The organism is Sphingobacterium sp. UBA6320 (genome assembly GCF_002440335.1).
Taxonomy (GTDB): Bacteria; Bacteroidota; Bacteroidia; order Sphingobacteriales; family Sphingobacteriaceae; genus Sphingobacterium.
Genome location: NZ_DJTA01000030.1, coordinates 1 through 12118, shown reverse-complemented (window position 1 = coordinate 12118; position 12118 = coordinate 1). Strand labels below are relative to the sequence as shown.

At 33.3% G+C, this 12118-nt stretch carries 10 protein-coding genes and 1 pseudogene; 9 read left to right on the top strand and 2 right to left on the bottom strand.

Annotated features, from left to right (window positions below; all coding sequences use genetic code 11):
- The first annotated feature begins 2 nt into the window (after nt 1-2).
- The 7 genes from B3P23_RS19005 to B3P23_RS18975 all read left to right on the top strand — a co-directional run bounded on the left by B3P23_RS19005 (nt 3) and on the right by B3P23_RS18975 (nt 7879).
- Nucleotides 3-1283: a hypothetical protein gene (locus B3P23_RS19005; RefSeq protein WP_293928773.1), complete on the top strand. Its 1281-nt coding sequence runs from the start codon at nt 3-5 to the stop codon at nt 1281-1283.
- A 287-nt stretch (nt 1284-1570) separates the two neighbouring features.
- Complete coding sequence (locus B3P23_RS19000) at nt 1571-2287, top strand: hypothetical protein (protein ID WP_293928771.1); 717 nt, start codon at nt 1571-1573, stop codon at nt 2285-2287.
- A 139-nt stretch (nt 2288-2426) separates the two neighbouring features.
- A complete protein-coding gene (locus tag B3P23_RS18995) occupies nt 2427-4091 on the top strand; it encodes an O-antigen ligase family protein (protein ID WP_349681572.1) in 1665 nt (554 codons plus the stop codon).
- Between the two features lie 168 nt (nt 4092-4259).
- Nucleotides 4260-4523 carry a hypothetical protein gene (locus B3P23_RS18990; protein WP_293928769.1) on the top strand — a complete coding sequence of 88 codons (264 nt, stop codon included), beginning with the start codon at nt 4260-4262 and terminating at the stop codon, nt 4521-4523.
- A 182-nt stretch (nt 4524-4705) separates the two neighbouring features.
- Entirely contained in the window at nt 4706-6328 is a 1623-nt protein-coding gene (locus tag B3P23_RS18985; protein WP_293928767.1) for a hypothetical protein, read from the top strand.
- Between the two features lie 80 nt (nt 6329-6408).
- Nucleotides 6409-7194: a PKD domain-containing protein gene (locus tag B3P23_RS18980; RefSeq protein WP_293928765.1), complete on the top strand. Its 786-nt coding sequence runs from the start codon at nt 6409-6411 to the stop codon at nt 7192-7194.
- Complete coding sequence (locus B3P23_RS18975) at nt 7181-7879, top strand: hypothetical protein (protein ID WP_293928763.1); 699 nt, start codon at nt 7181-7183, stop codon at nt 7877-7879. The genes B3P23_RS18980 and B3P23_RS18975 overlap by 14 nt, the downstream gene beginning before the upstream one ends.
- On the opposite strand, the gene B3P23_RS18970 is transcribed toward B3P23_RS18975, so the two are convergent.
- Nucleotides 7876-9051: a S41 family peptidase gene (locus B3P23_RS18970; protein ID WP_293928761.1), complete on the bottom strand. Its 1176-nt coding sequence runs from the start codon at nt 9049-9051 to the stop codon at nt 7876-7878. The two genes, B3P23_RS18975 and B3P23_RS18970, sit on opposite strands and share 4 nt — an antisense overlap.
- Nucleotides 9052-9264: 213 nt before the next feature.
- Here B3P23_RS18970 and B3P23_RS18965 point away from each other — a divergent pair.
- Nucleotides 9265-10035, top strand: a pseudogene (locus B3P23_RS18965) (beta-N-acetylglucosaminidase domain-containing protein); the annotation flags it as partial.
- Nucleotides 10036-10500: 465 nt separating this feature from the next.
- Here the strand turns inward: B3P23_RS18965 and B3P23_RS18960 are convergent.
- Complete coding sequence (locus B3P23_RS18960; RefSeq protein ID WP_293928759.1) at nt 10501-10755, bottom strand: helix-turn-helix domain-containing protein; 255 nt, start codon at nt 10753-10755, stop codon at nt 10501-10503.
- 625 nt (nt 10756-11380) lie between these two features.
- Here B3P23_RS18960 and B3P23_RS18955 point away from each other — a divergent pair.
- Nucleotides 11381-11770 carry a hypothetical protein gene (locus B3P23_RS18955; protein WP_293928757.1) on the top strand — a complete coding sequence of 130 codons (390 nt, stop codon included), beginning with the start codon at nt 11381-11383 and terminating at the stop codon, nt 11768-11770.
- Nucleotides 11771-12118: the final 348 nt, after the last annotated feature.

Here is a 12118-nt window from a genome sequence, read left to right as displayed (position 1 = left end):
CTATGATACATAAACTAGTTATTTTTTTAGTGGGATTTTTTATTTGTATTCCACTTTACGGGCAGGTTCTAGGTGATTTGCGTGGATTTGATAATAGTATTGTGATACAAGTTTACGAAATAGTAAATATTGTTCCAATATCCGAAGAAAAGCAAGTCTTTTTGGCAGATGAGCTTACGAAACTTGGGTTGTCTAAAAAAAGTGTTGAAGAGAAATCACAGATACATAACAAAAGTGGTAATTCTTTTGATGATAAATTGGCAATACTTAAAAGTTTATTGTCTCCTATTGAATTTTGTGACTATCTAGCCTCTACAGCTTTTGTGGGTGTAAAGCTATCCTCTGAGGTTTCCCAATTAAGATGGATTGTGAAGGATAGAAAAAATCTTAATTTAAGTGACCTACAAATAATGAAGTTACTGTCGGCCATTGATGAGGTAGAAAATTTGTACTTCTATCAAAAGAAATTGAGAGATAGTTTGGAAAACTTGACAATGTCCAAAAATCTTTCAGAAGATCAAGCTAAACGGTTTTTCAAAGGTAAGCTTCACCTGTTTGCACATAATAATACAGTGGACGCTCTTAACGTATCTAATTTAAGCTTATTGCTCGAGGAATTAGATTTGAAAATTGAGGATTTATATAATATTATATATAACTATGAGTTAGAGAAGGCGATTAACTTCGAATGGTTAAAGCTCAAAGAGAAAAATCTTGATGTCAATAAAGAGTATGCAAAACTGGCACTTGATAAACCTTCTGAATTGATTCAATTTGAAAGCTTTCAGAATTCATCATATAATCCAAGAATCAGCCATGTCCTATTCAAAAGAAAGGAATTAGGCCTAAATACAAATCAAATTAACAGTCTATCTTTATCGCTAAGGGAGTATTATGTATTAGAATATAAACAACGTTACGAAAAAAGTACTATTGATTTAGTGAAGTTTGAGTGGGGAGCCATCTCTAAAGTCTTACACGGCCAACAGTTCCAGCTTTATGTAGTCGTTCGAAATCATGAGAATGCTAAAAGCGATTCTGAAAAAAACCTCACTTCACTTGAAAAATTTAATCTTTTAGATCAAGCTAATCGCGATGCTGTGGCAAACCTTGTTTACGCTTATAATCTTAAGGTACGTAGTGCCGGCACTTGGACAACAATTGATCCATCACAAAAGAGACTTTATGATCAACAGATTGCAGTGGACCAGAAACCAGAGATACTTAAAAAGCTTGATGTCGCAGTACAGAAAGAGAAAGAATCAAAGATGATTAAATTTTAACTGAATGTTTGTAATGCTTGCATTTCTTCATTTTTATTCGATTAAGCCGCCTTAATATCAAATTATGTAGTTGAAAATTATTTTAATTAATAAAAATTATTATGAAAACAGTAATAACCATTCTTATTATCGCTCATGTATACTTAATAACAAGATACTGTGTGTCAAAATTGTTTCCTAAGGAAGATCTTGATGAGATAACAAAATTGAAGAGATTAATAATAGTCGCCTTTATTCCATTTTTTGGCTATTATTATGTGTCTAAGCTTGAAAAATAAATAAAAAATATGAAAATCAATTATTATTTCCTGTTTCTATTATTAATATTATCTTCCTGTGAGAAGAGAGAGAATATCGAAATGTCAACAAAAAATTCAGAAAATCATACCCTAAAAGGAAGGTTAAGTAGTTTAGGTTTCAATCAAATCAATCCAGGTAAGTTACAGAAAGGAATTTCTTACCATGAAATAGCTTCAGACGATGAATTAAATACATTACTAGACCAATTAGAAAATAAAAGTTTTCCGACATTGAAGAAAATAAGTGTTGAAGCAAATACTAAATCTAATCAATCTTATAAAATCTCCCCAAACAGTACACTTTCGCAAGCATTTTCGCTTTCTGAAGAATCTGGCGGCGGTGGAGGCTCTTTCGGTCCTGGCTTAGCATTTGGTGTTATTCCCATCCGAGTAAGCTTTTTTGCCAATTACTCCTATCCATGGTGCGACCTAGACGTAGAAGTGGCAATGACCAAAAATGCACATGGAAATGTAACCGGACATTTGGTTACCGTGAATGCAACTAGTGGAATAGGTGGTTTTAATTTAAATAGTTCGACGGCTTCCTCGCAACAGACCAATAGTGTTTTATTCTCGTTTAGTGGAATTCTTTATTGTGGAATACATTATCAGGGTAATTACTACGGCAGTTCTGGAACCATTACTGTAGAAGGGCATGCCACCACTGCTGGAGGAGGACGAGCAACATTCACTCCCATGAATTAAATGTAAATAGGGATCAAGTTAGCGAACGAATTGACGGTAACGAACTTAGTCTGATAATTTTTTTGTATAAACAAAATTGTACAAATAGTTATCAGACTAGCTTTAATATATTTTGTTTATCAATAATTAGTTATAAAAAATGCTCAATCCCAGCAGTGCATTTCGATTTTACTTCGATCGCTTCTATATATTTTCGATCTTTATAGTACTACCTTATTACGAGCGTTTTTTTTCTGAGGATGTCTTATCTGGTTTAGGATTAATATTCTGCGGTTTGAATACCGTGCCGTTCATTGCTATCGTTACCACAGAAGTCAAAATAAGCCGTCTCATTGGAGTTATTTGTATGGTTTTGCTCTCATTAAGTATTATGTTTTTCATAAGCTTCGACTTTTTTAGGTTGCTTTTATGTTCCAATTTCATCGTGCTAGTATTATATGTAAGCTCATCAAAATTAATAATTCAGGATTCCTCAAGTCTTGCCTTTCTTTCTTTTGCTAGTTTTGCAATTCTCCAAAACAATGATGGATATTTTCACAATAATGGGTTATCATTTATCTATCTCGCTCTATTGTTGCCCAACGTTGTTTATTTTTATTTCAACTCTCATAATGTTTTTAAGGTTCTATGTTTTTTTCTCTTCGTATATCTCTTAACAATTAATGAATCTCGGCTTTTTGTGTTAAGTTGTTTAATTTCAGTTTTCTATGTTTTTTTGATTGTGTATAGAGAACACGAGCATTTTAAAAGGCTCTTTGTATCATCGATAATCATAGTTTTCGTATTATTCTCTTTTATCATTACGAATTTAAAATTTAGTTCGACATTAGGACGTTTTGAAATCTACAAAATATCGCTAGATATGATTACTGATCATCCATTTAGCGGTATAGGTTTTGATAGTTTTAAACTTCATTATAACCTTTATCAAGCTAGCGCCGTATTGAATAAATCAGTGATGAATGATCAACTTTTAAACAATACTTTTTTTGCAATAAATGAATATCTCCAATTGATTGTTGAATTAGGGATTGTTGGGCTCATATTGGTAGGGATTTATTTTTGTTTTGTTCTAAGGATATTAAAGCGATTACCTGCTCAAGTTGACAACGAGGACTTTGTCTATAAATTGTTTTTTGCGATCTTAAGTGTTTTGTTTTTATTTTCTTATTGCTTACACTCTTTACCTTTGATTCTACTTATTTTGACACTTATATCGCTTAGTAGGCAAGAAAATGCTGTGTTTTTTTTAAAGATTTCTAAAAAATACTTATGGTTTATTATTTCATTTTTTCTAATTTTATTTGTTTTTCATGTGTTTTTATACTTTCAGTTGATAAATCTTCAAAACTCTAGATCCAAGAGTGTTAAAGTGGATGGATATTCTACTTTATATCCTTTTGTATTTCACAATCCTGTTTTTTTATACAATTACGGTGTTCAGCAATGGGAAAAAGGTGAGGAAGAGAAAGCTCTGAAAACTTTCTTAGAGTGCACAACTATGCTATCGCATGCAGATCTGTATATTTATATAGGTTTGTGTTATCAAAAGTCGAAATTGTATTCACAGGCCGAAAAATACCTTAATATTGCTAGGTATATGGTACCTCACAAATTGTATGCAAAATATTGTTTAATGAACTTATATATTGAAAAAAATGAGTGCCATAAACTTATTGAGATTGCTAAAATAATTGTCGAACAAGATTTAAAAGTTTATTCAATGTTAGGAATGCAGATAAAGGATAGTGCTGAATTTGTTCTCTCAAACAATAAATGTCTCGTTCAAACGTATGGTAAATAACTTTTGATCAATGAATTAATGTATCAAATGTTAGATTTTTTTTACTTTATTTATAAGAAGATATTATGGCATTGGATAAAGTGCAGAAGAGAAAGCTCTTAAGTAATCAAGATGAGAATAATAAGCAAGAAGCTAATTGAAGGCCGAAAACCTAATTAATATATTTCATTGCATGTCGCTCAGAAAGCGGGAGATAAAGCAGGCTATACAAAAAATAAGGCCTTTGATAATCAGTATTATCGTGACCTCATTTTAAAAGCGTTATCACAGCATACTACTATGTCCCGAAAAGATATTGATGAGTTGGTATGGAATAAATTGCCAGAATGGATGACGGATGAGCCTCGGAAAAGAAAAGTCAATAATTTAATAACCGAACTTAAAAACCTTTATAAAATTGTTAAAAAAGGATCTTTCAAATATTCTATTTAGGAACTAGTGAGTTGATGGTAGTAGAAAGATAAGTAGAAGAGCTAGTAGAAAGATTAGGGAAAGGATTATTTGTTGTTGTTTTTGAACGATCATTATTTAAAATTAATTCAAAAGAATATAGTTTTTCAATGTTATATTATTGTTAATATATTGTTATTATTTGGCATTCTGTGAGAAAAAATATGTTTATTTTTTATCTTTATCCGATAAAAAATATAAAAATTATGAATAAATGCATAAAGTCATTTTTATTTGCGACCTTAATATTAATTTCGGGGTGTAGCAAAAAAGGAATAGATGATCAGATTACCTCAAAGAAAGCAAGTTCAGCTGCAATACCTAGCGTGAACTTTAATTGGGAAGCTGAAGATTATATGCCCGGAATGGTAAATAATAATCGAGTTTTAGTCCCATGGGCTAGCGGTTCAAACAGATCTTATCCGGACCATTTTATCGGAGACCACAGAAAAATTGAAGGTTGGGAGTTGGTTTATAATACTTTTGGTTTACCCCAACATAGTGGTCCTTTTGTTTTTGCGCTTTATAATAAATATCGTGGAACGCTTAGAATATATTCCTATATTCCCCCAGGCCTCAGTATACCAAGTTTTTATGCTCAACACGCTCTGGAGTTGCCAATGGGCATAGACTCAAAGATGCTGAATTTCTCTACTAGAGGAAAGATAAATATAGATTCTTCGGATATTAGAAGTAACCAAATCCAACCATACAAAACGGCTGCGACAGGTAATTGGTATGGAGCTGAATTTGATATTGGTTATGATCCACAAATAGCAAACAAAGAAGCGACATTGAGTGCATTTAAATTTGAAACTAATTCGGTCAATATCCAAAATGTTGAATTAAATGGTGTATCTAGTTCTACAGTGAATGGTACTATTTCAAATTCTGCATCCTCAAGTTTAGGCTCTATGCTATTTAATAAAGTGCAAAGTGGGGTGATCTCAATAGGAAGTCTTGCAGCATTGAATTCGTTTGGATTTACAGGCGCTTTACAAACATCACTAAAAAACGCATTTACATCAGCTCAATCAGGTTCTTTAAATGGATTAATGAATGCAGTCTTAGGTTTAGGAGGAGGCAGTAGCGGTACGACTTACAGAGTTAAATTGAACATTAAATCTGATCATAAATTCACTGGTAGCATTCAGGAAACATTTAATATTCATAACATATCTTTGGCATTACCAGGGACAAAAAACATGCAGAATGTTCAAGGAGTAATACCATATTACAATAGTGTAATGGGTGTCTTTAATCTTTCGCAGAAACCATTAGTAAAAGGCGCCTACTCTGTTACTACTTTTAGAGGGAAAAATGGTACAAGCGAGGTAAGAGTTTATAGAGCGCCTTTTACTATAGACCAAAGCAAAATTTCTCCGGTCTGGAACCCCGCAATTATCAATGCAAGTTCAAGCGGGGCACATATTGCAAACTATAAAATGGAGGTCTTCACTTACGTAATTGCGGAAAATGATTTATGGCATAATGAAATTGAAGATGCGCTACCTGCCGGTTATCAGGTTTTTGAATTCGAAGGCCGAAAAGCAGCAATAATACCTCCTGGAACTCCTCTTCCGCAAGAAAATAGATATTATGCCGGCAGAGAAACAGGCGACGGCGAGTATTACTTGAGAAAAGGTTATGGTTACGGTACGTATGGTAAAGAAATGCAGAATGAATTTATTAGGGTATCTTTTGATGTAGTTCCAAATAACGGTGATCCATCTACAAAAGTTGTAAAGTCTTTTTCATTAATTTGGGATGGTATAGTTACACAATAAAATTAACACCCTTAAAAAGACAGAATCTAGAAGAACGAACAATTCAACTTAAATTACGGTTTATAAAAATACATATGATTATGACAAATTACCCCAAAGTATTTTTAGTATTTATACTGCTTCTTAGCGGGTGTTCGAAAGATGCTACTCTAGAGAAGTCCATAACTGATTTCGGATTTAAATCAGTAGATAACGTCTTATCTTTTGATGATGAAATTCGTGTTCCAACTTTCACATGGATAACATTTGTCAATAGATCGACAAGTTCTGGTGCTACAGCTAATTACACTTGGAACTTTGGGAACAATACAAGCTCTAGTGATAAATCACCTATAATACAATACTTCGATGCCGGCATTTATAATGTAACGCTATCTAATACCAATGAGATCCAAAATTTGACAAAACAAAAAAAAGTAATTGTAGTAGATCGATATGCTGAGTTTGTTACATTGCAGGCCAATAATATTAAAGATGATAAGACTTTAAAAGATTTTAACGGAAAAGAATTGGAAGTGTTCTTACGGATTTACCGTCCTTTGAATAACACCGACAAAAATTTAGATTCTTTGGATATGGTATACGAATCCAAAGCTCAGTCGGTTATTGGTTTGGGGCAAGAAATTAGGACCTTTGTTTTGCCGGCGAGAAAATTTACTATTGTACCATCAGATGCTCCAATTAATAAACATTTCATTTATGAGATTTTTATTAAAAGTGATACTCATCAAAAATCTTTGATACTAAATAACCCATTGATAGGAAGATATGGATCTTATGAAGAGAATATTAATGAGACTACAGAAATGAAAATATTTGGTAGTACAGCAAATATGACTGTTGTAGCAAAATATGATAGTAAGTAACTTTTTAAAACTATTTTTAATCTTAATTCAATTCTATTTAATTGGAGAATCCTATAGCCAGCTCCGAATCGGAATCGGAACTAGTTATGGGATTCCCATCTCCTATCCTACGACAAAAGATAATAATTTCTCTGAACATAACTCCATTGGATTTTCACCATCTATTGATGTAGAGTTGGAAATAAATTCCTCATGGCAAATACAAATTGCGCTTTCGCATTGGCAAAATGTAAATATGATTCAATCTAAGACAGACTCTCGTATAAATTACAAGAAAGAAGCAAGAAATATAACTTTGCCGATTCTTCTGAATAGAACACTATTAATAACTCCTGTAACAGTAGGATTTGGTTTAGGGATATGGTGTTCTAAATTATATAAAAGTGTTCAATATGGAACTACAGCTGACGTGTTTTCGAGTGCTATTTCCTTTGAAAACGGAGAATATATTGAGAAATTAACGATGATAAGATATTCAGACCGAGAACCTTTAAATAGAAATTATAAATTTGGAGCAATAGGAAATATATCTTTATCATCAGCAGTTCATAAAAAGTTAATTTTAGGTTTGTGTCTAAACTACATGCATAATATGTCAGGAAAACACAATTATAATTCCAATAATAATCTTTTTACTTTTCCAAATAGAATAAATCCATATCTAAAACTTTCATATGGTCTTTAGCGTTTTACTTCATGCAAAAATTTTATTGCTGCTTCCAAGTAAGGATCAGAATTGGAAACTGTGTCTGAAGTATCAATACGTATTAATGTTTTTGGTTGTAGCCCTACGCCTTCATAATTAGAATTGTCAGCTGATCTATAATCTAATGATGTCATATTTACAGTCATAAAATTAGGAATATCAAAAGATCCTGATAAGAAAATCTTAGGATCTCCTTGAATACCAGTGATACCAGCAGTTTTCTCACCAATAATATTAGTATTAGATAAGCCCGAAAGTGAAATGGCAAAAATTTCGGCAAGTGATGATGTATTTTTATTAACTAATACGGCTATATGCTCTGGCGCAGATTTCGTTCGAACTGGGCTTGGATTAATAGTTGTTTTAATCCATGGAGTATAAGAAAAGGGATCCTTGGAACTTTTACTTCTCGTAGAACCAATTACTAAAGATCTCTCAAGCAGTAATGGCATAATAACATTTAAATCTGCTAGATCACCGCCAGAATTATCGCGTAAATCCAAAATTAGCTTTTTTGTATTTACAGTACCACTTGTTAAATCATCAATGAGTTTCTTGCATGTTAACTTGAACTTAGAGTTGATATTGCTTGTCAGGGTACGTCCAATATTGAAATTATTGATCCCTACATAGTATAAATTATCATCAATACTCCCGATCAAGATCTGAGCTGATTGGTCAATATCTGATTCAATATTTTTAGCATAATAATAATTACCTGAGAAATACTGATAATTGAGTAAATGGGCATTAGTTCTTTTCAAATATGCTCTTTTAGGATATAACCTTAGACCAGACAATTCTTTTTCATGGAACTCCAGATAAAAATGACCATCAATAAGTGGCGAGATAATTTTCTGAAAGTAGTCAATCGCTAAAACACGGTCATTGCTATTGGAGTGGTCCAGTTTCGAGAACTTATTGCTGTATTCAAAATAAATTCGATTCCATTCCAAAGAATCTTTATACCAATACACATATTTGGAAGACATGCCACTCCAGAATTGATCAAATATGGTATGAAAAGAAATGTCGTTAATTTCTTTATCGTCATCATGTTTTCCACATGATACCAGAGCTATGCCAATGACTGATACAATGATAAAATTTTTTATTATCCTTTTTTTAATCAAAATATCTTTTGCAAACATTAGTTTTTTTTATGTAAAGATAATCGATTCGAACATATTTAATATCGACAAAATAGGATCAACATACTTAACCTTGTAAAGTATTATAAGTGGAATTATTATCATGCGGACGATAGAAGATAAATATTTATACCTCCAATATAGTATGCCCGAAGTCGAAAGTAGAACTGGATACCGGTCTGCTTTTTTTGCTTGTAGTCTAAGGTTTTTGGAAAACCAACATTGCTCTGGGATAATTATCCTGTAAATGACTATGCAGAATCTAAAGGAAGACTTCTTTTAGCGCCATACGATAGAAGGGAAGCGGGATTATCAAAACAGCTTGCTGGCATTTTGTCCAATCCCATGAATCAGGAAGCTGCTAGTAGAGTGTCCATAACGGGAGTGGCTGCTTTTGCCTGGAATGATCAAGATTACGATGCTTCTCGTACTTGGACATTTGCTGCTCGTCAATTAGCTGGAAATAATCCAAAAACTACTCAAGCATTATTGCTGTTTTTCGATACCCAGCACTTAGCCCCAACATTTGGAACTCCCCCTTGGCAAGTGCAAGCACCATCATTAAAGTTAATTCTAGATCAGTTTAGAGATGCCCTTTCGTATGGTAATAAAGATGACCGTGCGCAGGCTATTAAAAGTCTACTAAATCATGCTCAAGAATTTAGAAATGCTCCAAATATTATTCGTTCAGGAACAATTGATAAAGGTTTTGTCCGTGAGGCTGGGCCTTGGTTAGATGCGATGGCAATATGGGGAGAGGCTTTAGAAGCTGCTGTCACAGGTTTGCAGGAGCTAAAGATGGGTAAAAGCAATAGTATCGGTTATTTTGAACAAGCTCAAGAGCTCGCTAAAAAGGCAGCTATTATTCCATCAACTCCGGGCGCAACTCGCTTTGAGGGGCCAGTTAAAATTGCAGACGGAGTATTGGATGTATTTATTAAGGATGCACCAAAATTACTTTATATAGCAAAAGTTAGTAAGTAGATCATACTTTTTGGTCAGATTAATCAAACGAGAAGATTTTTCATCTTTCATTGAAAGAGCAGCTAAAGGTAATTCCTTTAGCTGCTCTTTTTTAATGAAAGGTTTGATGATGTATAATCATATTATAGCCATATAGGAAAGAGTGCGATAAAGTCATTGAGATTGCTAAAATAATTGTCGAACAAGATTTAAAATTTTATTCCATGTTAGGAATGCAGATAAAGGATAGTGCTGAATTTGTTCTCTCAAACAAGAAATGTCTCGTTTAAAATTGATTTAAAGAGCTTTTTATCAATAATTTAATGTATCAAATGTTGGATTTTTTTACTTTGGTTATATGTTCAAGTTTCATGAACGTTCATTGATTAATGAACATGCTTATCTAAAAATAAGTCGGGATAAAAGATCTGTACGAAAACCAGTACTTGATTGGATTTATCTGCAATCCAGTACCTTCCCCGATTTTTAATTAATCTTTTCAGGAAAATCAGATCCAAAATCATATTCTAATAAGCGAGACGGGTGTTCACCTAAACCCTTTGCTAATTCAATTATTGTTGAGAGCTGAATGTTAAATTTACCATTTTCAATTTTGGATATATTACTATCATCAATATTACATTTAGCGGCTAGCATCCGTAAAGAATATTTTTTACTATTTCTCAATTTGCGTACTTGAGCTCCAAAATCAGCTTTAATTTTACTATGATCCTTTTCCATTTAATCTTTTTTGGTAATAACAGAAATTAAATGAATAATTTTGCGGTAATATATAACCGCATTTCAAATTTATTTCATATATTAGCCTTATGTAATTAGAGAAATAGAAAAGTTATATACTTATTCTTTTTAGGCATCTGATAAGATACTTGTGTAAGGAAATGTAGGAAGTTTCAGAGCACGCAAGTAGCAAGAATTTGGTGCCCATTTAGTATCTTCGTAAAACCAAGACACGATGGGCCCTTCTTGTGCATGCGCTCAGCCCTCCTACAGGCTCCTTGTATGTAACTAGAAGGACCGCCCATCACCATATAGTGATAGGTTCTTTTTGTTCAATAAGCATTCAAATATTAAATCAATGAACAAAAAACAACGATCAAAAAACATTATCACTGCCCCCGAGTAGCTCGGCTGGTCTTGCCAAAAATGATTTGGCACTTACAACTACGGATTGCGTAATGCCGATATATAACCTTGTGATTTATTCTTTCAAACGCGATCTGAATCTTTTATTAACTATTTACTAGTCTTTGTGACCATTGAGTCATATTAGACCCTCAAGCATCTGATTTCTATCGGAAGGGGGATACTATGCCTATAGGTTGCAGTCTTAAAACGTTAAAATATGAAGAAATTCTTATCGCAACTGGTTGATTTTGACATGACGCTCTACGAAGTGCACGATGAAAATCATGATCCCGTAAAAAACATCACGGATTTTTGGACTAAGTATGATATCAAAAGCTTTCGAGAATATATGTTAGAGCTATTGACCGTCTATAATGGCAATCCTGATCATGCTAAACTGCTTTTCAATACCGATCAAATGGATGAGTTTATCATCGCACTGCTACGTATGTATATGGCTTACCATATGGTCTCTAATAGAAATATGGATCTGGCAGAAATAGACTACTCCGTATTGGCGAATAGCACCAATAATCAACAGGAACTCGCAATGGGGAAAAAAATATTTGATGTTTTTAAGCAGTTTCCAAAAACCAATAATAAATAAATTATGAAAGCAATAAAATTACTGACACAAGTCAACATATATTTACCCTCCATCTACCGGGCACTGACCAAGTATGCTTGCAACTTATACCGCAAGTGTACTGGTCGAGTGCTAAAAGATAACCGATTACTGTATTCAGACTTTTTCCTAATCAACTTCGCCCCATCTTCTGGGTCGCTTCGAGTGGGCTCCCAGTGGGCTTCGAGTGGGCTTCGACGTACGTGCAGGGAGAGTCGAAGCCCACTCGAAGGAGACTCAGGGGGAGGTAGAACAGCGCTAGAACAAAGATCGAAGAAAGGTCGAAGAAATGCAGTAAAACATCAAATTGTCTTATACTGAAATAGGTTT